This is a genomic window from Ideonella oryzae, assembly GCF_024055665.1.
Lineage (GTDB): Bacteria > Pseudomonadota > Gammaproteobacteria > Burkholderiales > Burkholderiaceae_C > Ideonella > Ideonella oryzae.
Window position 1 is genome coordinate 378,815 of the sequence record NZ_JAMXMC010000004.1, and the last position, 22,682, is coordinate 401,496.

General features: G+C 69.2%; 18 protein-coding genes and 1 tRNA gene. 12 read left to right on the forward strand and 7 right to left on the reverse strand.

Translation table 11 applies throughout. From position 1 onward, the window contains the following. Positions 1 to 88: 88 nt before the first annotated feature. Both M0L44_RS08650 and M0L44_RS08655 read right to left on the reverse strand, forming a co-directional pair. Positions 89 to 469 carry a hypothetical protein gene (locus M0L44_RS08650; RefSeq protein ID WP_252769237.1) on the reverse strand — a complete coding sequence of 127 codons (381 nt, stop codon included), beginning with the start codon at positions 467 to 469 and terminating at the stop codon, positions 89 to 91. Between the two features lie 206 nt (positions 470 to 675). After that, entirely contained in the window at positions 676 to 2,082 is a 1,407-nt protein-coding gene (locus tag M0L44_RS08655; RefSeq protein ID WP_252769309.1) for an aminotransferase-like domain-containing protein, read from the reverse strand. Positions 2,083 to 2,277: 195 nt separating this feature from the next. Between M0L44_RS08655 and M0L44_RS08660 the strand changes: the two genes are divergently transcribed. From M0L44_RS08660 to M0L44_RS08670, 3 genes are read left to right on the forward strand one after another with little or no spacing between them, the layout of a single operon-like run. Next, positions 2,278 to 3,510 carry an aminotransferase-like domain-containing protein gene (locus M0L44_RS08660; protein WP_252769238.1) on the forward strand — a complete coding sequence of 411 codons (1,233 nt, stop codon included), beginning with the start codon at positions 2,278 to 2,280 and terminating at the stop codon, positions 3,508 to 3,510. After that, positions 3,507 to 4,352, forward strand: a complete 846-nt coding sequence (locus M0L44_RS08665; RefSeq protein WP_252769239.1) for a PhzF family phenazine biosynthesis protein — start codon at positions 3,507 to 3,509, stop codon at positions 4,350 to 4,352. Before M0L44_RS08660 ends, M0L44_RS08665 begins: the two co-directional genes overlap by 4 nt. A gap of 46 nt (positions 4,353 to 4,398) precedes the next feature. Then, positions 4,399 to 4,830, forward strand: a complete 432-nt coding sequence (locus M0L44_RS08670) for a DUF1841 family protein (RefSeq protein WP_252769241.1) — start codon at positions 4,399 to 4,401, stop codon at positions 4,828 to 4,830. 24 nt (positions 4,831 to 4,854) lie between these two features. Here the strand turns inward: M0L44_RS08670 and M0L44_RS08675 are convergent, their stop codons facing one another. Then, on the reverse strand, positions 4,855 to 6,102 hold the full coding sequence (locus tag M0L44_RS08675) for a cyclic di-GMP phosphodiesterase (RefSeq protein ID WP_252769243.1): 1,248 nt from the start codon (positions 6,100 to 6,102) through the stop codon (positions 4,855 to 4,857). 111 nt (positions 6,103 to 6,213) lie between these two features. Further along, a complete protein-coding gene (locus M0L44_RS08680) occupies positions 6,214 to 6,870 on the reverse strand; it encodes a c-type cytochrome (RefSeq protein ID WP_252769244.1) in 657 nt (218 codons plus the stop codon). A gap of 108 nt (positions 6,871 to 6,978) precedes the next feature. Between M0L44_RS08680 and M0L44_RS08685 the strand changes: the two genes are divergently transcribed. From M0L44_RS08685 to M0L44_RS08730, 9 genes are all read left to right on the forward strand, one after another. Continuing rightward, the gene (locus M0L44_RS08685) at positions 6,979 to 7,821 is read left to right on the forward strand and encodes an AAA family ATPase (protein WP_252769245.1); all 843 of its coding nucleotides are present in this window, start codon (positions 6,979 to 6,981) and stop codon (positions 7,819 to 7,821) included. A 10-nt stretch (positions 7,822 to 7,831) separates the two neighbouring features. Then, entirely contained in the window at positions 7,832 to 8,425 is a 594-nt protein-coding gene (locus M0L44_RS08690; protein ID WP_252769247.1) for a GNAT family N-acetyltransferase, read from the forward strand. Positions 8,426 to 8,495: 70 nt separating this feature from the next. After that, entirely contained in the window at positions 8,496 to 10,550 is a 2,055-nt protein-coding gene (locus M0L44_RS08695) for a S9 family peptidase (RefSeq protein WP_252769249.1), read from the forward strand. Between the two features lie 18 nt (positions 10,551 to 10,568). Continuing rightward, positions 10,569 to 11,738, forward strand: a complete 1,170-nt coding sequence (locus M0L44_RS08700) for a vWA domain-containing protein (protein WP_252769250.1) — start codon at positions 10,569 to 10,571, stop codon at positions 11,736 to 11,738. A gap of 220 nt (positions 11,739 to 11,958) precedes the next feature. Continuing rightward, positions 11,959 to 13,671, forward strand: a complete 1,713-nt coding sequence (locus tag M0L44_RS22095) for an autotransporter assembly complex protein TamA (protein WP_354004110.1) — start codon at positions 11,959 to 11,961, stop codon at positions 13,669 to 13,671. An 8-nt stretch (positions 13,672 to 13,679) separates the two neighbouring features. Continuing rightward, positions 13,680 to 17,864 (forward strand): translocation/assembly module TamB domain-containing protein, encoded by a 4,185-nt coding sequence (locus tag M0L44_RS08715; RefSeq protein WP_252769251.1) that lies wholly within the window; start codon positions 13,680 to 13,682, stop codon positions 17,862 to 17,864. Between the two features lie 36 nt (positions 17,865 to 17,900). Next, a tRNA-Arg gene (locus tag M0L44_RS08720) sits at positions 17,901 to 17,975 on the forward strand. A 176-nt stretch (positions 17,976 to 18,151) separates the two neighbouring features. Further along, complete coding sequence (locus M0L44_RS08725) at positions 18,152 to 19,366, forward strand: tyrosine-type recombinase/integrase (protein WP_252769252.1); 1,215 nt, start codon at positions 18,152 to 18,154, stop codon at positions 19,364 to 19,366. A gap of 104 nt (positions 19,367 to 19,470) precedes the next feature. Beyond that, on the forward strand, positions 19,471 to 19,830 hold the full coding sequence (locus M0L44_RS08730; RefSeq protein ID WP_252769253.1) for a hypothetical protein: 360 nt from the start codon (positions 19,471 to 19,473) through the stop codon (positions 19,828 to 19,830). A 94-nt stretch (positions 19,831 to 19,924) separates the two neighbouring features. Here the strand turns inward: M0L44_RS08730 and M0L44_RS08735 are convergent, their stop codons facing one another. The 3 genes from M0L44_RS08735 to M0L44_RS08745 form a co-directional block, all read right to left on the reverse strand. Further along, the gene (locus M0L44_RS08735) at positions 19,925 to 21,256 is read right to left on the reverse strand and encodes a replicative DNA helicase (RefSeq protein WP_252769255.1); all 1,332 of its coding nucleotides are present in this window, start codon (positions 21,254 to 21,256) and stop codon (positions 19,925 to 19,927) included. Beyond that, complete coding sequence (locus M0L44_RS08740) at positions 21,243 to 21,920, reverse strand: phage replication initiator YdaU family protein (RefSeq protein WP_252769256.1); 678 nt, start codon at positions 21,918 to 21,920, stop codon at positions 21,243 to 21,245. The genes M0L44_RS08735 and M0L44_RS08740 overlap by 14 nt, the downstream gene beginning before the upstream one ends. Positions 21,921 to 22,361: 441 nt before the next feature. Further along, the gene (locus M0L44_RS08745) at positions 22,362 to 22,625 is read right to left on the reverse strand and encodes a helix-turn-helix transcriptional regulator (protein ID WP_252769259.1); all 264 of its coding nucleotides are present in this window, start codon (positions 22,623 to 22,625) and stop codon (positions 22,362 to 22,364) included. Between the last annotated feature and the right edge of the window lie 57 nt (positions 22,626 to 22,682).

Consider the following 22,682-nt stretch of genomic DNA (forward strand, 5'->3'; position numbering starts at 1 on the left):
CCAGCTGACCACCCAAGCCCATGAAAAAGGCCGGCAGGGCGAACCTGCCGGCCGGATGGCATGCGGGGAACGCTCCCCGCGCGGGAACTCAGCGCTTGCCGGACACCGGCTGCTGGGCCAGGCCCTCGGCCGGGACGCTGCCCACGGTGTAGGTGCCCGATTCCACCACCGAGCCATCGGCCGCATAGATGGTCCAGGTCGGGGTGTCGATGTTCAGCACGTAGACGGCGTTGGGCAGGTGGTTCAGGCTCAGGGTGTAGGCCTTGCCCTGCTTCTTCACGCTGCCCTTGGTGCCCACCGCCGCGCCGCCCACGCAGCCGGTTTCGCTGCCATAGGCCACACCGTTGCTGACGGTGATGCTGACACCGTCGCAGAAGCCGTCGAAGACCGCGCTGAAGGTGGCAGCCTGGGCCGAGGCGGTGCCAATCAAGGCCAGGGCCGCGGCGAAGATGGTGTGTTGGAGTTTCATGGCGGTTTCCTCACTGATTTCTGATTTGTGGGCATGGGCCGGGCGGAATGCCGGCACCACGTGACCGATCGGCGACGCAATGGCCGCCGACCGGTACCGGGATGGTGCTGCGGCGCCCCGGCGCTGCCAATCCACAAGGGCGCGGAGCACGCCCTCCACCCAATGGACGAGGCTCTCCCCCAATCAGGGGGCTCATCCAATGAGCCTCAGCGTCCGCAAGCCCGATCAAAGGCCCGCCAGAACCGCGCATCCTGGCTGGTGGCGAAGTTGATGCGCATCAGCGTGCTGGGCCGGCGACTGGCGTGGAAGAGATGCCCTGGCGCCAGCAGCCAGCCCTGGTCGTGCAGGCGCTGGGCCAGGGCTTCGGTGTCCACCCCGGTGTCCACCCAACCGAACAGGCCCTGCGGCGGCGTGACGAAGCGGCAGCCATGGGCCAGCGCCAGCTGTACCGAGCGTTGGCGGGCGGCGTCCAGCCGGGCGTGGACCCGCTCGACATGGCGGCGCAGGCTGCCCTGTTCCAGGCAGTAGGCCAGAGCCTGCTCCAGGATGGCCGGCGTGGTCAGCGTGGACAGCAGTTTCACGTCGATCAGGCGCTCGATGAGCGACGGGGGCGCAGCCACGAAGCCCACCCGCCAGCCCGGCGTGAGGATCTTGGAAAAGCCCGAGACATAGAGCGTGCGCTGCAGGCCATCCAGCGCCGCCAGACGCGGCAGATGGGCCGGCGCCAGCTCGCCGTAGGTGTCGTCCTCCACCACCCGGAAGTCGTGCTGCTCGGCCAGTCGAAGCAGCTGGTAGGCCCCGGCCGGCGTGAGCGAGTTGCCCGTGGGGTTGTGCAGCACCGAGATCGTCACATACAGCCGCGGCCGGTGTTCGCGCGCCAGGGTTTCCAGCACCGCCAGGTCCGGGCCGTCGGCGCCGCGCGGCACCGGCAGCAGGCGCATGCCCAGCTGGGTCAGGCGGGCGAACTCCACCGCCCAGCCCGGCTCGTCCACCAGCACCGCGTCCCCGGGGGCCAGCAGCGCACGCGAGACGATGTCCAGCGCATGGGTGGCGCCGGTGGCGGTGACGATCTGATCGGCCGAGGCCTGCAGGCCCAGCCCGCCCAGGCGCAGCGCCAGGGCCTGGCGCAGCCGCAGATCGCCCGCGGGTTGGCCGTACTGCAGGGCCAGCGCGCCCTCGGTCTGCCCCAGCACGCGGCGCAGGGCCGTGCTCATCAGGGCCGGGTCCAACCACTCCAGCGGCAAGGTGCCCAGGCCGGGCGCGGGCTGGTCGGTGCCGCTGTGGAACATGCCGCGGATCAGCGCGGTGGCATCCACCGGCGGCAGGGGCGGCCCGGCGGGCGCGGCCCGCGGCATGGCCGGCCGCAGCTCCGGCGTGCGCCGGTCGCGCACGAAGAAGCCGCGCTGCCGCCGGGCCTCCACCAGGCCCTGGGCCAGCAGCTGGTCGTAGGCCGCCACCACGGTGTGCGGGCTGACGCCATGCCGGCGCGCGGCGTCCCGCACCGAAGGCAGCCGCGTGCCCGGCGCCAGCAGGCGCTGGCGGATGCGCTGGGCATAGTGCTCGGCCAGCTGTTCGGTCAGGGTGCTGCCCCCTCCGCGCGAAAGCCCGCCCAGGGCAGATGCACCATCCAAGCCGGCTCCGGCAGCCGCGGCCTCACGCCATTCGTCACGCTCGCTCACTGTGTCACCTCACCCACCAGTACAGAACCCTCGGTGCATCGGGAAACTGTACTGTATCTGTATTGCCTGCCGGCCTACACTGACCCTCTCACGACCGGCCCGGCCGGCCATCGCTCCGGAGACACACGCATGAGCCCCTCGACCTCGCCCTCTTCTCCCTGGCACATGGCGCAGCGCGCCGCACGACTCAACCCCTCGGTGATCCGCGAGATCCTGAAGCTCACCGAGTTGCCGGGGGTACTGTCGCTGGCAGGGGGCCTGCCGGCCGCCTCCACCTTCCCGGTCGAAGCGATGCGCGAGGCCACCACCCGGGTGCTGGCCGAGCAACCCCAGGCCGCCCTGCAGTACGCCGCCAGCGAGGGCTACGGCCCCCTGCGCGAGTGGGTGGCCGAGCGCCTGAGCGCCCAAGGCATGACCCACGTGAAGGCCGAGCAGGTGCTGATGACCACCGGTTCTCAACAGGGCCTGGACCTGATCGCCAAGGTGATGGTCGATGCGGGTGCCCCGGTGGCCGTGGAGACCCCCACCTACCTCGGCGCGCTACAGGCTTTCACCCCCTTCGAACCGATCTTTGCCGGCGTGGCCAGCGACGGCCAGGGCGCGCTGCCCGAGGCCATCGCCCGCCTGCCGCACGACGCACCGGGCACGCGCTTCATGTACGTGCTGCCCAACTTCCAGAACCCCACCGGCCGGGTGATGCCGGAAGCCCGCCGCCAGGCGGTGGTGAAGGCAGCCCAGACCGCCGGCATCCCGCTGGTCGAAGACAACCCCTACGGCGACCTGTGGTTCGACGAGGCGCCGCCGGCACCGCTGGCGTCCCGCTGGGCCGAAGGCGTGGCCTACCTGGGCTCCTTCTCCAAGGTGCTGGCCCCGGGCCTGCGCCTGGGCTATGTGGTGGCACCGCCGGCCCTGGCCCCCAAGCTGCTGCAGGCCAAGCAGGCCGCTGACCTGCACACCCCCGGCTTCAACCAGCGGGTGGTCTATGAAGTGGTGAAGGACGGTTTCCTGGAGCGCCACATCCCGACGATCCGGGCGCAGTACAAGGCCCAGCGCGACGTGATGGCCGAGGCCCTGCGCGAGACCATGCCCGCCGGCACCGAATGGACCCAGCCGGAGGGTGGCATGTTCTTCTGGCTGCGCCTGCCGGCCGGCTGCCGCGCCATGGACCTGCTGCCCAAGGCCGTGGCTGCCGGCGTGGCCTTCGTGCCGGGTGAGCCCTTCTACGCGCATCAGCCCGATGCCCGCACGCTGCGCCTGTCCTTCGTGACGCTGAGCCCGGACGAGATCCGCCAGGCGGTGGCGGCCCTGGGCCGGGTGGTGCATCAAGCGTTGGAAGAGGCCCTGCAGGCCGGCACGCCATGAACGCCCCCCGCGCTCGCCGCTTCCACCAGCTGGATGTCTTCACCGGCACCGCCTTGCGGGGCAACCCGTTGGCAGTGATCCACGACGCCGAGGGCCTGGACGACGCCACACTGGCGGCCATGGCCCGCTGGACGAATCTCAGCGAGACCACCTTCCTGCTGCCGCCCACCGACCCGGCGGCCGACTACCGGGTGCGCATCTTCACCCCCGGCGGCGAGTTGCCCTTTGCCGGCCACCCGACGCTGGGCAGTTGCCAGGCCTGGCTGTTGGCCGGCGGCCGGCCCAAGCAGGCGGGCGAGGTGATCCAGCAGTGTGGCGTGGGCCTGGTGCGGGTGCGTCGGGAGGGCAGTCGCCTGGCCTTTGCGGCCCCGCCCTGCCGGATGACCGAGGTGGAACCCGTGCAACTGGCCCAGGTCGTGAAGGCCCTGGGCCTGGACACCGACCAAGTCCGCAAGGCACGCTGGCTGGACAACGGACCACAGTGGCTGGCTCTGCTGCTGGCCGATGCCGACGCCGTGCGCGCCCTGCAGCCTGACCATCTCGCGCTCAAGCGCCTGGCCAAGGTGGGCGTCGTCGCGCCTCAGGCGGCCGGGGAGGACACGGACTTCGAGGTCCGCGGCTTCGTCGCCCCCATCGGCATTGACGAGGACCCGGTGACCGGCAGCCTCAACGCCGGACTGGCCCAGTGGCTGACCGGCGAAGGCCTGGCACCGACCCGCTACGTGGCCGCTCAAGGCTCGCAGCTGGGCCGCGCCGGCCGGGTGCATGTGGCGCAGGAAGGCGACAGCGTCTGGATCGGTGGCGACGTGAGCACGGTCATCGAAGGCACGGTCACGCTCTGAAGCCCCACAGGCGCGGGCGGGCGCTGTTGGGGCGAAAATCCAGGCCATGTTTCAGCCTTCCCAACACGACGTCCGCCGCTTCTTCTGCGAGGTCCTGGCCAAACAGCGCGCCGGCCAGGTCCTCACCCCGATCGAGACCCTGGCCGCCGGCTGGGTCGACCAGCACCCGGAATACCATGGCGATCTGTCGGACGTGGACGCCGCCCTGGCTGCGGTCTACGACGTACAGGAAGGCCGCACCAACCCCTTCCTGCACCTGGCCATGCACCTGACGATCAGCGAGCAGGTGTCAATCGACCAGCCCCACGGCATCCGCCAGGCCGTGGAACTGCTGGCGGCGCGGCGCCAATCGCTGCATGACGCCCACCACGAGGTGATGGACTGCCTGGGCGAGATGGTCTGGGCCTCGCAGCGCAGCGGGCTGCCGCCCGATGGCCACGCCTACCTGGACGCGGTGCGTCAGCGGGCCACCCGCTGAGACCTCGCCGGGAACGGCCGCCCCTCAGCGCTTGGGCAGGTCGCCCGCCCAGAGGGCGTCCAGGTCCTTGAAGCCCCAGGCCTCGGGACTCTCGCGCGAAACGATCTGGTCGTTGGACTGGGACAGGTCCAGCACCGTCGGCGTGATGTGGAGCTGCGACTTGCTCGAGAAGAACACTTTCACCAAGGGTGAAACCAGGTTCTTCGGGTTCTGCTCGGTGACCACCGCCAACTTGCCGGACTTGAGCTTGACCAGCGAACCCACGGGGTAGATGCCCAGGCTCTTGACGAAGGCCTGGAACACCACGGTGTCGAAATGCCCCTTCCAGCCGGCCATCTGGGCGATGGAATGGGCCGGGTCCCAGCCGGCCTTGTAGGGCCGGTTGGAGGTAATGGCGTCGTACACGTCGCACACCGCGCCCATGCGGGCCAGCAGGCTCAGCTTGTCACCGGGCAGCTTGTGGGGATAGCCCGTGCCGTCGATCCGTTCATGGTGGTGCAGGCAGACGTCCATCGCGCCTTCCGGCGCACCGCGGGCCTCCTGCAGCATCTCGAAGCCCCGCACCGGGTGGCTCTTCATGATGGTGAACTCGTCGTCGGTGAGCTTGCCGGGCTTGTTCAGCACATCCTGCGGCATCACCGCCTTGCCCAGGTCGTGCAGCAGGCCGGACAGGCCCGCCTCCCGGCAGGCCGCCTCATCCAGGCCCAATTGCTTGCCCAGGGCCACCATCAGGGCGCAGACCGCCACGGAATGCATGTAGGTGTAGTCGTCCTGCGTCTTCAGCCGGGCCAGGCTGACCAGGGCGCCCGGGTTGCGGAAGACCGAGTCGGCGATGTCGTTGACCAGCGGCAGGCATTCCTCGGCATCGATGGCCTTGCCCAGCCGGGCCTCGGCAAACATCGAGGTCACCTGCTCGCGCGACTGACGGTAAATGGCCTTGGCCTGACTCAGTTCGTCGGCCATCGAGCACGAAGGCTCGGGCGGCGGACCGGAGGCCTTGCGGGGGGCCGCCGGCGGGACCGCCACCACCGCAGGTGCGGGAGCCGCGGCCCGAGGCGCCACCGGAGGCTCGGCCGCCTCCTGCACATCCACCCCCTTGGACACGTCGATCACCACCCCGGGCACGCCGCTGTGCACGAGCTTCTGCAGATCCTCCGGATCGGTCAGCACGAACCGGGTCTTCCAGAAGGGGTGGCTGATCCAGGGCCCTTCCAGCGCATGGATGTGCATGCCCAGCCGAACCTGGGTCACCGGAATGGTTCTTTTGCTCATGGTGGTCGATTCGCGCCAACAGGTTGTCGGCGTGTCGTCTCCTCCCACGCCTTCCCCGGAATATCGTCCCTGGTCGCAGGGACTTGAGGGGAAGCGGCTCTGGGCCAACCCTCAGTGCAGCATCGGCTGTGGCGCGGTGCGCAGATCGCCGGGCAAACCGGAGAGGTAGTCGGCGATGGCCCGTGCCTGAGCATCGTCCAGGGTGGCCGCCATGCCCACCATGATGGCGTTGCCCCGACCCACCAGCGCGTGGTTCTGCGTCTGGTAGGCCTTCAGGGCCTGGTAGAGGTAGTCGCGGTGCTGGCCGGCCAGCCGCGGGTAGCTGGCATCCACCGTGTTGTTGAAATTGGCCCCATGGCAGGCGGTGCAGGCCGCCAGCTTGTCCTTCAATTCGGCCGGCAACGCCACCTGGGCCGGCGGCTCGGTGGCCGGCGGCTTGCCCAGGGTGGCGTAGTAGGCCGCCAGATCGGCAATGTCCTGGTCGCTCAGCGAGCCGGCCACGCCGCGCATGGTGGGGTGCTTGCGCTCGCCCTTGCGGTAAGCCTCCAGAGCGGCCGACAGGTACTTGAGGTTCTGGCCGGCGATCATCGGCACGTGGTAGACCTGCGGAAAGCTGGCCCGGTAGCCCTCGATCCCGTGGCAACCGATGCACATCGCATTGATGCGGGCACCGTTCTCGGCCCGCCCGGCCAGCGCCTGGGCGCTCGCCGGTGCCGCCGCCACGATCAGCGAGGCGGCCAGCAGCGCCGCCTTGAGTCTCCACGTCATGTCGCCTCCAGTCAGGGCCTCTTCAGGGCCCATGCCAATGCCTAGAACGGGATCGATCGGGGGCGAGCATATACTGGCCCGGACCCCCTTCGCCCCCCGGATTCCCCTATGAAATTCCAAGGTTCCGACCGCTACGTCGCCACCGACGATTTGATGCTGGCCGTCAACGCGGCCATGACCCTCAAGCGCCCGCTGCTGGTCAAAGGCGAGCCCGGAACCGGCAAGACGATGCTGGCCGAGGAGGCCGCCCAGGCCCTGGGGCTGCGGCTGCTGGAATGGCACATCAAGAGCACCACCAAGGCCCACCAGGGCCTCTATGAATACGACGCGGTGAGCCGGCTGCGCGACAGCCAACTGGGCGACGAGAAGGTGCGCGACATCCGCAACTACATCGTCAAGGGCGTGCTGTGGCAGGCCTTCGAGGCCGAGGAGCCGGTGGCCCTGCTGATCGACGAGATCGACAAGGCCGACATCGAGTTTCCGAACGACCTGCTGCGCGAACTCGACCGCATGGAATTCCATTGCTACGAGACGCGCGAGACCATCCGCGCCAAGCACCGGCCGCTGGTCTTCATCACCTCCAACAACGAGAAGGAACTGCCCGACGCCTTCCTGCGCCGCTGCTTTTTCCACTTCATCAAGTTCCCCGAGCCGGACACGATGAAGCGCATCGTCGATGTGCACTTCCCCGGTCTGAAGCAAGAACTGCTGGCCGCCGCGCTGAAGTCTTTCTACGAGGTGCGCCACCTGCCGGGCCTGAAGAAGAAGCCCAGCACGTCGGAGCTGATCGACTGGCTCAAGCTGCTGGTGGCCGAGGACATTCCGCTGGACGCCCTGCGCAGCACCGACGAGAGCAGCAGCCTGCCGCCGCTGGTGGGCGCGCTCTTGAAGAACGAGCAGGACATCAGCCTGTTCGAGAAGCTGCTGGCCATGCAGCGCAACCACCGCTGAGTCCCGATCGATGCTGAACGTCCAACCCGTGACGCTGGCACAGGCGCCGGTGCGCCTGGTGCCCCTGACCCTGGCCCACGAGGCCGGCCTGAAGGCCGCCGCCGCCGATGGTGAGCTCTGGACGCTGCGCGTGACCTCGGTGCCCGAGCCCGAGCAGACCCGGACCTACATCGAGGCCGCACTGGCCGGCCAGGCCGCCGGCCACCGCCTGCCCTTTGCCGTGCTGGACAGCGCCAGCGGCCGCGTGCTGGGCAGCACCAGCTACCACGACATCGTGCCCGGCATCGACCGGCTGGAGATCGGCTACACCTGGTACGCCCGCTCGGTGCAGCGCAGCGCCGTCAACACCACGGCCAAGCTGCTGCTGCTCACGCATGCCTTCGAAACCCTGGGCGCACAGCTGGTCGGTTGGCGCACCGACAACTACAACTTCGCCTCCCAGCGTGCCATTGAGCGCCTGGGCGCAAAGAAGGACGGTGTGCTGCGCCACCATGCGCTGCGCCGCGACGGCACCGTGCGCGACACCGTGATGTACAGCCTGACCGCCGGTGAATGGCCGGAGGTCAAGGCCCATCTGAGCTGGCTGCTGGCGCGACCGCGCTGAGGCCAGCCCCGCGGCTGCCGGTGGGGACAGCGACCCTGTCCCTGCTGCCCTTGAACTTCCCGGAGATCCCGTGGCCAAGACCTCCCGCAAGCACCTCACGATCGACACCCTGTGGCAGCTGGCGCGCCTGGGTGCGCCCAGCCTGTCGCCCGACGGCGCCCAGGCGGTGGCCTCGGTCACCACCCACGACATGGCCGAGAACAAGGCCCGCAGCCAGCTCTGGCTGCTGTCCACCCTGGGCGGCCAGCCACGGGCGCTGACCCAATGCGGCGAGAAGGACGGCCAACCCCGCTTCAGCCCGGACGGCCAGTGGATCGGCTTTGTGGCCCAGCGCGAGCAGCAGGGCCAGAAGGACGCCACGCCCCAGTTCTACGTCATCCCGCCCGACGGCGGCGAGGCCCGCCGCGTGGGCGAGGTGGCCACCGGCATCGAGGCCTTCCGCTGGTTTCCGGACGGCAAACGCATCGCCTTCATCAGCTGGGTCTGGCCCGAGCTGAAGGGCCCCAAGGCTCAGGCCAAGGCGTTCAAGGCCTTCAAGGAACGCAAGGAAAGCGGCTACGTCACCAGCGAGATGGCCTACCGCTTCTGGGACCACCACCTGCCCCAGGGCCGCGTGCCCCATTTGCACGTGATGGACATCGCCAGCGGCAAGGTCACCGACCTGTTCGAGGGCAGCGACTACGAGCTCAGCCGTTTCGAGCCGGACGCCACCACCTTCGACATCGCACCCGACGGCCGGCACATCGTCTTTGCCTTCGATCCCGGCCAGCCCAAGTCCGTCGACGCGCGCAACGCCCTGGTGGAGCTGAACCTGCGCAAGCACAGCTTCCGTGAACGGGTGCGCGATGCCGGCTGGGACTGCAGCACCCCGCGCTACAGCCCGGATGGCCAGCGCATCGCCTTTCGGGCCTCGCACCAGGGCCTCAAGCACACCATGCCCTGTCAGCTGGCGGTGCTAGACCGGCGCAGCGATGACTGGCAGGTGGTGAGCGCCGACTGGGACCACGAGGTGCACGCCCCGCTGCAGTGGTCCGCGGATGGCCAGGCCGTGCTCTTCACTGCCGAGCAGAAGGGCCGCTGCCACCTCTGGCGCTTCGACCTGGCCGACCGTCAGGCCGAGATCCTGGTGGCCGGGGGCACCGTCAGCGCCTTCGACCAGGCCGACCGCACGCTGGTGAGCCTGAGCAACACGGCCGATCACCCCGCGCGCCTGCACGCCCGGCACGCGGGCGAGCCGGCGCGGCGCATCGAGACCTTCAACGACGCCCTGCTGGCCCCGCTGGACCTGGGCCGCACCGAGGAGGTCTGGTTCACCGGTGCGCTGGGCGAGCCGGTGCAGATGTGGCTGCACTACCCGCCGGACTTCGACCCGAAGAAGAAGCACCCGGTGCTGCACACCATCCACGGCGGCCCGCACACTGGCCCGGGCGATGGCTGGCATGACCGCTGGTGCTGGAAGCTGTTCGCCGCCCAGGGCTACGTGGTGGCCAGCGTCAACTACCACGGCTCCTCGGGCTTCGGCCATGCCTTCCTGGATGCCATCACCCACCGCTGGGGCGAACTGGAGCTGCAGGACGTGGAGGCCGCCACCGACTGGCTGCTCAAGAAGCCCTGGGCGGACAAGAAGCGCGTGTTCGCCAGCGGTGGCAGCTACGGCGGCTACATGGTGGCCTGGATGAACGGGCATGTGGCGCCGGGGCGCTACGCCGCCTATGTCTGCCATGCCGGTTGCTACGACTGGACCGCCATGTTCGCCGACGATGCCTTCAGCTGGCATGCCAAGGAGTTGGGCGCCTGGTACTGGGAGGACCCGGCCAAGGTGGCCTCGCAGAGCCCGCACGCCTTTGCCGGCGCCTTCGCCACGCCCACCCTGGTCACCCACGGCGCGCTGGACTACCGCGTGCCCGACCAACAGGGCCTGGCCTACTACAACACGCTCAAGCAGCGCGGCGTGGACGCCCGGCTGCTCTGGTTCCCGGACGAGAACCACTGGGTGCTCAAGCCGCGCAACAGCCGGCTCTGGTACGAGGAATTCTTCGCCTGGCTGCGGCGCCATGACCCGGCCCACCGCGCGGACAAGGCCGGCAAGAAGGCCCGCGGGCACAATGCCTCCCGTGGCGGCTGAGCGCCGCCCTGCCCATCCATGCTGATCGACTTCTTCTACACGCTGCGCGCTGCCCGGCTGCCCGTCTCCGTGCGGGAGTACCTCACGCTGCTGGAGGCGCTGCGCGCCGGCGTCATCGGCCCCTCGGTGGACGAGTTCTACCACCTGGCCCGCATCACGCTGGTGAAGGACGAAGCCCATTTCGACAAGTTCGACCAGGCCTTCGCCGCCTACTTCCAGGGTGTCGAACTGCTGACCGACTTCGGCCAGGAGATTCCGCTGGACTGGCTCAAGAAGGTGCTGGAGAAGGAACTCAGCCCCGAGGAGAAGGCCGCCATTGAGGCCCTGGGCTGGGACGAGCTGATGAAGACGCTGGCCAAGCGCCTGGAAGAGCAGAAGGAACGCCACGAGGGCGGCAACAAGTGGATCGGCACCGGCGGCACCAGCCCCTTCGGCCACGGCGGCTACAACCCGCGCGGCATCCGCATCGGCGGGCCGGGCCGGCAGCGCAGCGCGGTGAAGGTCTGGGACAAGCGCGAGTTCGCCGACTACGACGACAGCCGCGAGATCGGCACCCGCAACATCAAGGTGGCGCTGCGCCGGCTGCGCCGCTTCGCCCGCGAAGGCTCGGACCTGGAACTGGCGCTGGACGACACCATCCGCGCCACCGCCGCCAATGCCGGGATGCTGGACATCCAGATGGTGCCCGAGCGCCACAACAAGGTGAAGGTGCTGCTGCTGATGGACGTGGGCGGCACGATGGACGACCACGTGGCCCAGGTGGAGGAGCTGTTCTCCGCCGCCAAGAGCGAGTTCAAGCACCTGGAGTTCTACTACTTCCACAACTGCGTCTACGACTTCCTCTGGAAGGAGAACCGGCGCCGCTACAACGAGAAGACCCCGACCTGGGATGTCCTGCGCAAGTACAACAAGGACTGGCGGCTGATCTTTGTCGGCGACGCGACGATGAGCCCCTACGAGATCCTGCAGCGCGGCGGCAGCGTCGAGTACAACAACGACGAAGCCGGCGCCGAGTGGCTGCAGCGTCTCACCCACGCCTTCCCGAAGTTCGTCTGGATCAACCCGGAGCCCACCGCCGTATGGGAATACCGGCAGAGCGTCGCCATCGTCCAGCGGCTGATGCAGCAGCGCATGTTCCCGCTCACGCTGGCCGGCCTGGAAGGCGCGATGCGCATGCTCAGCAAGTGAGGAGCCGGCCCTGCTGACCCGCGCTTTTCCGCTGCATCTGGCTCCATGGGGCCGGGCCTGGCTGCCCGTCCTGGCGCTGGCCCTGGGGCCGCTGGCCACCTGGGCGCAGGAGGCCGCCGACGCGCCCTCCGCGACAGCATCCGCCCCCGCCCCCGCCGAGGCTGCGTCCGCCGCATCCGAGGCGACTCCGGCGCCCGCCGCGGCCCTGCCCCGCCTGACCGTGAACGCCCCGGGCGAGCTGCGCGCGCTGCTGGAGAACAACCTGGACCTGGCCCGCGCGCTGAAGCTGCCGGAAGCCGGCAGCCTCAGCGACGCCGAGTGGTCGCGCCTGATTGCCGCGGCCCCGGCCCAGGCCGAGGAGCTGGCCCGCACGGCAGGCTACTTCAACGCCCAGGCCCGCATCGCCCAGCTCGAAGGTGGCGGGGCCCAGCCCCTGCAGGTCACCCTGACCCTGGAACCCGGGCCGACCGTGCGCGTCGGCCGGGTCACCCTGCAAATCCAGGGCGAGCTCTACGACCTGGCCGAAGAGGGTCAGGCCGACGCCCGTGCCCTGCGCCAGCAGCTGGAACAGCAATGGGCGCTGCCCACCGGTGCGCGCTTCAATGAAGACGCCTGGGGCAGCGCCAAGACGGCCGTCATCGCCACCCTGCGCTCGGCCGGCTATGGCGCGGCCAGCTGGGCCGGTACCGCCGCCGAGGTGGACCCTCAAACCAACCAGGTCCGCGTCTTCGTGGTGGCCGACAGTGGCCCGCTCTACCGGGCCGGCGAGGTGCAGGTCAGCGGCCTGCAGCGCCATGATCCCGAACGCATCCGCCGCCTGAGTGGCCTGCCCCAGGGCACGCCCCTGACCGAGGCCCGGCTGCAGGACTACCAGGAACGCCTGCGCAAGACCGGCCTGTTCGACCAGGTCACGGTCAGCATGGACCCGGATCTCGACAAAGCCGGCCACGCCACGGTGCTGGTCCAGGTGAAGGAATCGCAGTTGCAGACCGCCACCACCGCGCTGGGCATCAGCACCTCCACCGGCCCGCGGGCCAGCCTGGAGCATGTGCACCGGCAGCTGTTCGGCTACCCGGTGACGGCCACCAACAAGTTTGTCTGGGGCAAGAGCGAGCAGTCCTGGAACGGGGAGCTGTCCACCTACCTCAACGAGCACCTGCAGCGCGACCTGGTGGGCGGCCAGGTGGACCGCCAGTTCACCGACGAGGACATGGTGATCTCCCAGCGCCTGCGGGTGGGCCGCTCCACCGAGCACCCGGTGGTCGAGCGTCTGGACTACCTGGAGCTCGACACCTCCAAGGAATGCACCCGCGACGGCGGGCAGTACATCAACTGTGACACCCTCAAGGCCATCTCGGCCGACACCGACCGCACCTGGCGCAAGGTGGACAGCGTGCTGCTGCCGACCACCGGCTACACGCTGAGCGCCCAGTTCGGCTCCGGCCTGGCCGATGGCAGCGCCACGCGCCGCGGCGTCTTCGGCCGCGCCTATGGTCGGCTGACGATGTACTGGCCGGTGGGAGGCTGGTACACCCAGGGCCGGCTGGAGCTGGGCAAGGTGCTCACGCCCGCGGGCGTGCAGGTGCCAGACAGCCTGCGCTTCCGGGCTGGCGGCGACAACTCGGTGCGCGGCTATGCCTACCGCACGCTGGCGCCCAGCACCCCGGACGGCGGCATCACCGGCGGCCGCATGCTGTTCACCACCAGCGTCGAAGTGGCCCACCCCATCTCGGACAGCCTGCCCTCGGTCTGGGGCGCCCTCTTCGTCGACGCCGGCCGGGCGGCCGACAAGATCAGCGAGCTCAAGCCTGCCCTGGGCTACGGCCTGGGCGTGCGCTGGCGCAGCCCGGTCGGCCCGCTGGCGGTGGACTGGGCCTGGGGCCAGGAAGACCACCGGGGCCGGATCCACCTGAACGTGGGCATCGCCTTCTGAGCACGACCATGTCCGACGCGCCCACCGACCTGCCTCCCCCGCCGACGCCCGGCACGGTGCCGCGCCGCTGGCGCCGGGGCCTGGCCATCGGTGCTGTGGTCGCCACGGCGGCCGGCCTGCTGGGACTGGGCAGCCTGGGCACCTGGGTCTGGCGCAGCGAAGCCGGGCTGGACTGGGCCCTGGCCCAGGTGCCCGGGCTGACGGTGACCGGAGCCCAGGGCTCGCTGGCCGGCGGCCGCTTCCAGGCCCGGCAGCTGCACCTGAGCCTGTCCAGCGGCACGCTGGACATTGAGAACCTCCGCCTGGATGGCCTGCGAACCCAGCCCGGCGCGCGCCCGGGCAACTGGCTGCGCCTGACCGTCGGCCAGGTGGCGGCGCAAGATCTGCGCTGGCAATCCCGCCCCGGCCAACCGCCCAGTCCCCCACCCACCAACCTGGGGCTGCCGCTGGACCTGGACGTGGCCCGCTTGACCGTGGCCCGGCTGGAGATCGACCAACTGCCCGCCCTGCTGGACCTGCAGGCCCAGGTGGCCCTGGGGGCTGAGCGGGGCCGCCAACACAGCATCACCCTACAGCACCTGGCCACCGACCGCCTGAGCCTGCAAGGCCAGGCCCGCATCGGCACCCATGGCAACCTGGCCGTGGACGCCCGCCTGCAGGCCCGCAGCCTGCCCGGCAACGGCGGCTGGATGCCCTGGCAGGCCAGCCTGCAGCTGCAGGGCCCGCTCCAGGACCTGCAGCTGCAGGCCCGGCTCGATGGCCAGCCCCCCCATGCCAACGGACCCGCCCCCCACGCCGAGCTGCAGACCCAGCTGATGCCGTTCGCGGCCTGGCCACTGGGCGCGCTGAGCCTCCAGACCCAGGCCCTGGACCTGGCCAGCCTCAGCAGCCAGGCGCCCCGGACCCGGCTGGATGCCAAGGTGGTGCTGCGCAGCGCCGGGCTGGACCGGCCGGCCGAAGCCACCCTGGACATCGCCAACCACAGCCCCGGCCGCTGGGACCAAGGCTTGCTGCCGCTGCGCTCAGCCAGCTTGGCGCTGGCAGGCACCCCGCAGCCGCTGAAGACGCTGACCCTGACCCGCCTGACGCTGGAGTGGGCCAATGCCCAGGGCGCGGCCGGGCGCTGGACCGGAGAGGGCCGCTACCGGGTGGAAGGCGGACAGGGCCTGGCCGACCTCACCCTGCAGATCAGCCAGTGGCAACCGGCGGCCCTGGACCCGCGCCTGCCGGCCATGCAGTTGAGCGGCCCGCTGACCGTCCACGCCGACGGCCTGCCCTCGCCAGGCGCGGCCAGCGCGGGCACGCCGTCCCCCCGCCTGACCCTGGCCACGGAGTTGAAGGGCCCTTTGCAGACCGGCGCCGGCAACAAGCTGCCCGCCAGCCTGCTGCTGGACGGCCAGTTCGCACGGGATGCCGTGACGCTGCGCACCCTGCAGCTCCAGGCCGGCGAGGCCCAGGCCCGCCTGGTGGGCGAAGCGCGTCGGCAGCCCTCGGCCCTGTGGCAGTGGCGGCTGCAAGGCCATCTGCAGGACCTGGACCTGCGCACCTGGTGGCCTGGCGAGCCCGACAGCGAATGGCGGCGGGCGCCGCAACGTCTGGTGATGGACCTGGACACCCAGGGCAGTCTGCCGGAGACCGTGCCCCCCGAGCCCATGGCCCTGTGGAACGCGCTGCGCGGGCAGCTGCAGCTGGTGGTGCACCCCAGCGTGATGGCCGGGGTGCCCGTGCAAGGCCGGCTGGACATCGACAAACGCGGCGAGCAGCAGCAGGCCCTGGCGGACCTGCAACTGGACGATGGACGCCTGCAGGCCCAATGGCAAGGCCGGCTGCAGGCGCCGGAGGCCTCGACCGCGCAGATCGACCTGAAACTGCCCCATCTGCAAAGCCTGGCCCCCTGGCTTCGGCTGTCGCCCGCGCTGTCCGCCTGGGCCCCGCAGGCTGGCCAGTTGGAAGCCCAGGCCCGGCTCAGCCCTTCGGCCCAGGCCCCGGCCTGGCAAGGCCAGGCCAAACTGCAAGGGCTGCAGGCCGGGCCCCTGAAGCTGCAACAGCTGACCTTCAACGGCCAGGGGCGACTGGACGCCTCGTCGCCCCTGCAAGCCAGCCTGCAGCTCGACGGCCTGCAACAGGGGGAGCGGCGCATCACCCACCTGGAAAGCCGCCTGGGGGGCTCGCCGCGCGACCACCACCTGAGCCTGCGGGCCGACAGCAGCCTGCGCCCACCCGCCTGGCTGGAACGCCTGGCGGGCAACCGCGGCGGCGGTCGGGCCCAGCTGAGTGCCGAACTCGATGGCCACTGGCAGAGCGACACCGATGGCGGCCACTGGCAGGGCACCCTGCGCGAGGCGCTGCTGCGCAGTGCCGATGGCAGCGGCCAGCCCTGGCTGGCCCTGCACGGCGTGCAGGCGACACTGCGCCGCTCGGCCACCGGGGAGCTGGCGCAAGCCACCCTCGCGCCAGGCGCCCTGGAGCTGCCGGGCGGGGCTGCCCTGCGCTGGACCCAGGCCGACTGGCAGGCCGGCAGCGAGGCCCACCCGCCCCACCTGCTGCTGAAAGCCCGACTCGATCCGCTGACGGTGGCGCCCCTGCTGGCCAAGGCACAACCCGACATGATGTGGGCCGGCGACCTGAAGCTGGGCGCCAGCCTGGACCTGGCCTGGGACCGGCAGCTGAGCCTGGACCTGGTGATGGAACGCCGGAGCGGGGACCTGAGCATCGACGAGGACGGTCTGCTGTCCACCCCTGGCCGGCTGCCGCTGGAACTGAGCGACCTGCGCCTGGCGCTCAATGCGCACGAGGGCACCTGGCAGTTCACCCAGGGGCTGGCAGGCCGCCACCTCGGCGTGCTGGGCGGCGCGCTGACGGCCCATACCGCCCCCGAACGGCTGTGGCCGGACGAGCAGGCCAGCCTGCAAGGCAGCTTCAACCTGCAGGTGGCCAGCCTGGGCGCCTGGGCGTCCTGGGTGCCCGCGGGCTGGCGCCTGGGTGGCAACCTCCAGGCCCAGGGCCTGGTCAACGGGCGCTGGGGTGCCCCTCAGGTCGCAGGCCAGGTCACAGGCCAGGGGCTGAGCCTGCGCAATGCCCTGCAGGGCGTGGAGCTGGGCGAAGGCGTCCTGAAGCTGAGGCTCGAGGGCAGCCAGGCCCAGCTCGACACCCTGAAGCTGCGCGGCGGCGACGGCTGGATCGAAGCCACGGGCCAGGCCGAGCTGGGCGAGCACCCGCAGGCCCGTGTGGGCATCACGGCGCAGCACTTCCGCGCCATCGGTCGGCTGGATCGACGCATCGTCGCCAGCGGACAAGCCACCCTGCAACTCGACAAGGACCTGCTGGCCCTGGACGGCCAGATCGGCATCGACGAAGGGCTGATCGACCTCAGCCGAGGCGATGGCCCGACGCTGTCGGACGATGTTGTGATCGCCGGCAGCCAGACCAGCAACGGCAACCAGGACACCAACGGCAACACCCCCAAGCGCACCAGCCGCCTGAACCTTGCCCTGGACCTGGGCAAGCAGCTGCGCCTGAAGGGGCGGGGCATCGACACCTCGCTGCAAGGCACGCTGAAGCTGACCAATCCGCAGGGCCGGCTGGCCCTGAACGGCACGGTGCGCACCGTGCGCGGCACCTACAAGGCCTACGGCCAGAACCTGCGCATCGAGCGTGGGGACATCATGTTCAGCGGCCCCATGGACGACCCGCGACTGGACATCTACGCTGCCCGCCCCAACCTGGACGTGAACGTCGGTGTGGCCATCACCGGCACTGCCCTGAACCCGCGGGTGCGGCTGGCCAGCGACACCGACATGAGTGACACCGAACGCCTGAGCTGGCTGGTGATGGGCCGCGCACCCGACAACCTGGGCGAGGCCGACACCGCCCTGCTGCAGCGCGCCGCCCTGGCGCTGCTGGCCGGCGACGGTGAAAGCCCCACCGACAAGGTGCTGGGTGCCATCGGCCTGACCGACTTCGGCATGCGCCACGACACCAGCACCACCAGTTCCGGCGCCACGGTGCAGTCCACCATCTTCAACGTCGGCAAGCAGCTCAGCAACCGCTGGTACGTGGGCTACGAACGCAGCATCAACGCCGCCACCGGCAACTGGCAGCTGATCTACCGCGCCGCCCAGCGCTTCACGCTGCGGGCCCAGTCCGGCGAGGACAACGCCGTGGACGCCATCTGGTCCTGGCGCTGGGACTGAAGAGTCCTGGCACATGTCACAATCAAAGGCTGGCATGCCGCCGTAGTTCAATGGATAGAACGGGGACCTCCTAAGTCTCAGATGCAGGTTCGATTCCTGCCGGGGGCGCCACATTCAGACAATCCTGGACATCCCAGAACATCCAAGCCCCGCCACTTTCATAGGTGAGCGGGGCTTTTTCTTGCCTTCGTTGTCTGGAATCGTCCAGGATCGTCCGTTTACATCCGGGGGCAAGTGGGGGCAACATTGGGGGCCAGACCCGAACTCAGTTTGGAGTTGCCCCCAAGATGCCGCTCACCAACACCGCTGCACACAACGCCAAGCCTGGCGACAAGACACTGCGCCTCTTCGACGGTGGCGGCCTTTATCTGGAGGTCTCGCCCGCTGGGGGCAAGTGGTGGCGCCTGAAGTACCGCTTTGGCGGCAAGGAAAAGCGGATCTCCCTGGGCACCTACCCAGACACCTCGCTGAAGACAGCCCGGGACAGGCGCGACGAGGCCCGCCAGCTGCTCGCCTCAGGTGTCGACCCTTCCAGCGAACGGCAGGCCGCCAAGAAGCAGGCCCAGCAAGAGGCGGCCACCTCCCTACGCCACGTGGCAGAAGACTGGATGGATCACCAGGCCGCCCGCTGGACGCCCAAGACACTGGAGCGGCTCAGGGCGAACCTAGAGGCGGATGTCTTCCCAGAGTTGGGGGCAATGCCCGTCGGAGACATTCGGGCCAAACATGTCCTGCAGGTGGTGCGCCAGATTGAGGCTCGCGGTGCGGGGGAGACCGCCGCGCGCACCCTGCAGCGCATCAAGGCGGTCTTTCGGTACGCCGTGCGGGAAGAGCTCATCGAGACAAATCCAACCCTGGATGTTGTCCCCAACGAGGTGCTCAAGCCCCGCAAGGTGACCCACCGGGCAGCCTTGCCCGAGGCCGAACTGCCCGGTTTCCTGACCAGGCTGGACGCCTACGAAGGCGACGCCGCCACCGCCAACGCCCTGCGCCTGCTGATGCTCACTGCCCTGCGTCCCGGCGAGCTCCGCGGCGCCATGTGGGAAGAAATCGACCTGGAAGCCGCCCGGTGGCGCGTCCCGGCCGAACGAATGAAGATGAAGGCCGAACATTTGGTTCCGCTGTCGCGCCAAGCGGTAGCGCTGCTGGAGGCTATCCGACCCCACGGCGAGGCCGCCGGCTTGGTGTTCCCCAGCCCCTACTACCCGGGCAAGCCGCTGTCGGAAAACACGCTCAATAGCGCCCTGTCCCGCATGGGCTACAAGGGCATTGCCACCGCTCACGGCTTCCGGGCGCTCTTTTCCACCGTGGCGAACGAATGCGGGCATGACCCTGACGTGATCGAGCGGCAGCTGGCCCATGTGGAGCGCAACGAGGTGCGGGCCGCCTATCACCGGTCCACCTACCTGGCTGGCCGGGCCAAGCTGATGCAGTGGTGGGCCGACTACCTGGACGGGAAGCGGCTGGGCAACGTCAGGCCACTGAGGTCAAGGCGCGCCTGATGTCAGATTGCTAGTCCGTCCGTACCAAACAAGAGGGATAGAGCAACGCCAGGCGGTGTGCGCCGCCCTTAGGCTTCTGGACTCTGAATCGAGGAGGAAGAGAGATGCACTACACGACCGAACGGCTGATGAACGGGGACACCTCTGTCTTAGACAGCTTCGTTGTCGCCAAGAGGCGTTGGGAAGGCCTATTCAAGGATCTGGAGACGGTTGACCCATCTGACCTGGCCGAACGGATCTCCACCGAACAGCACTGGTTTGAACACCACTGTGGCGGACGGTGGCCGGGACAGGAGGTCATGGCGGTAACAGCCTTTGCAGCCATCTTTTCGGTTCGGGATGGGTGGGACGGGAAAGAACACCTGGGAGAGAAGATTGCTCAGGCATTCGCTGACAGCTCCTGCAGTGGGGAGGTGAAGGCGGCCGCGCGCAAGGCCGCGAAGAGTTACTGGCTCGAGAGTTGAGCGCACTCAGCGGCGCAATCCTTGCCTTGAGGCGTGACCCGCGGGGGCATTCATCGCACTGTGTTCCCAGATGAAAGCACCTTGCCGGGCTCGCTCAATCCCGTTCCTTTCGTGGTGAAACGTCCGCGGCGGACTGCTCCCAAAGCTGGTGCTCGCCGTAGAGCTTCAGCGCAATGCGGCCGCGCGGGCCTTGTCGGTTCTTTGCGACCTTGGCCAAGACGGTCAGTGCCCGATCGACCTCACGGGCCAATGGGTGCAGCAAGATCACCGTGTCGGCGTCCTCCTCCACCGCCCCAGACTCCTTGAGGTGGTGCAACTGGGGCTCGCCGCCCTCTGTGGAGCGGTTGAGCTGGCTCAGCGCCAGCACGCACACGTCCAGTTCCTTGGCCAGCTGCTTCAGACCTCGGCTGATCTGCTCGATCTGATGGTGCCGCTTGTCATTGGTGCTGGTGCTGCTGCAGAGCTGCAGGTAGTCCACCACCACCAGCGCCAGCCCACGCCGCTGCTTGACCTGACGCGCCTTGGCCCGGATATCCAGCAGGGTCAGCGCTGGCTGATCGTCGATGAAGAGCGGCAGCCGGTTCATGGCCTCGGCCGCCTCGGCCATCCGGGACCAGTCTTCATCCACGAAGCGCCCGGTGGTGAGCGCATCCATGGACACCCGGCCTAGGTTGGCCGCGCAGCGGTCCACCAGCTCGCCGGCCGGCATCTCCTGGCTCAGCATCAGCACCGGCTGCCCCCGGGCCGCCACGCTCAGCGCCATCTGCCCGGCCAGGGAGGACTTGCCCACCGAGGGTCTGGCCGCCAGCACCACCACCTTGCCAGGCTTGAATCCGCCCCCCAGGGCGCTGTCGATGCCATCGAGCCCCGTCGGTACTCCCGGGGTCGTTTCGCCGGCTCCCAGTGCCTGCCAATGGTCGATGCGGGCCGCCGCCAGGTCGGAGATGGATCGAGGCTCTGCCGCTGCCTTGGTGCGCTGGATACCACCCAACAGGACCGCCGCACGGTCCAGTAGTTGATCGGCGTCGTCGGACTCGCCCACCAGCGCCAGCATCTGCTCGGCCGCCTGGGCCAGTGCACGGCGGGTCGCCTTGTCGATCACGGTCTGGGCGTAGCGCTTCACGCCGGCGGCGCTGGGCACGGACTGGGCCAGCTCGGTCAGGTACGGCAAGCCGCCGCAGTCCTCGGCCTGGCCAGCGGCCTGCAGGCGCTCCAGCACGGTCACCTGGTCCACGGGCTGGCTGAGGGCGTTGAGGTCGGCCACGGCCCGCCAGATGGCACGGTGCCGGCTGTCGAAGAAGTGGTCGGCCTCAAGGTGGCAATCCGCTACACGCCACCATGCATCAGGGGCGAGCATCAGGGCGCCCAACACGGCCTGCTCGGATTCCTGGCTCCACGGCCGGTGGATCTGCTCACGCGCGCTCATGGGAGCCTTCGAAGACGTGGTCGCAGTCCAGCAGGTCATTACCGCCCCGCTGGCGCTGGGTGCGTGCCCCTTCCGCCAGCTTGGGAGGGAACAGCCCCTGATAGCCCGCAGCAATGCTATTGGCAATCACAGCGGCCGGTAAGTGGCCTTCAGCTCGGTAGCCGTCCAGAGCCTTGATCTGGGCATCGGCGGCGCGCTGGGTGATCGGCTTGCGGCGCTCCTTGCGGTCAGCCACCCAGGCCTGCCAGGATTCGCGAGGGAGCCATTCCGGGAGGTCGATCAGCGAAGCGTCGAAACCCGAAGCTGCGCGCTTGCGCGCAACTGACGGTTCCTGACGGTTCAATGACGGTTCGTCTGCAATGGGTTGCAGGGGTTTCGCGCACTCCATTGCAGGGGTAGGCGCACTGCGTTGCAGGGGTGCACTGCGTTGCAGGGGTGCACTGCCTTGCAGGGGTGAGGCTCCAAGTTGGGAGAGCATGATGCGGTAGCGGTTGGTGCCCCTCGGGCCCTCGTTCTTCAGAACGCGCAGTTCGCCGCTGGCCTGTAGGGCATTGAGGATGTAGTTCGCATTCCGGGGTTGCATGCGGCACTTGCGCGACAGAGATGCAACAGAGGGGTAGCTGTTGCCCTCGTCATCGGAGTAGTCGGCCAGCACGACGAGCATCAGCAGCTCCGTGCCAGCGTGCTGGGAATGCTCGAGAACGGCTGAGATGCAGCGAACGCTCACCTCCCGGTTCTCCCACATCCGCGTCGGTGCTGGCGAGCAGCCGGGACCTGGCAGGTGCGACGCACCCCTTTCGAGAGCACCGGGGCCAAGATGTCGGCGAAGCCTTCGATACCAGCACGATCTCGGAATTCGTCGAGAAGCGCGGTGTGCGTCAGCTGCGAGGCAGCGTGCGGATTGGGAGCGCTGGCCAGATCAGCGAGCAGATTCCTGGCACGGTCGGCACCAGAGATGAGGTTTCGGGGAGCGGGGTATCTCTTCGCAATCTCCTGGCGAATCTCCCACAGCCGCTTCAATGCCGATCTCGCCGCAGGACTGAGGTCAGCCTGGGCGCCGCCGGACTCCAGCGCCAGCGGCCGCTGAACATCAGCACGAGGCATATCACTCGCCCTTCTGTGCTTGAGCAGCGCGTTCAGCCTTGGCTTGGAGCCACTGCTTCACATCGCCGGCGCGGTAGCGAACGCAGCGCGTCGACAGGTGAATGGGCTTCGGGAAATCAGGGTCCCGCGCAGCCAGTGCGTAGCGTGTGGACCGGCTGAAGCCCCCCTGCGCATCAAGCCAAGCCCCTGGCACCAAAGCGTCGTCATTGCCTGCGAAGGCGAGGCTTTGGAGCGTCAGATTCCTCTTCAGTGCGTTGCCGTCCATGATGCGCTGTCATCGTGTTGCGATGTCCGGCATCGTTGAACGACCGTTCTTCTCCCC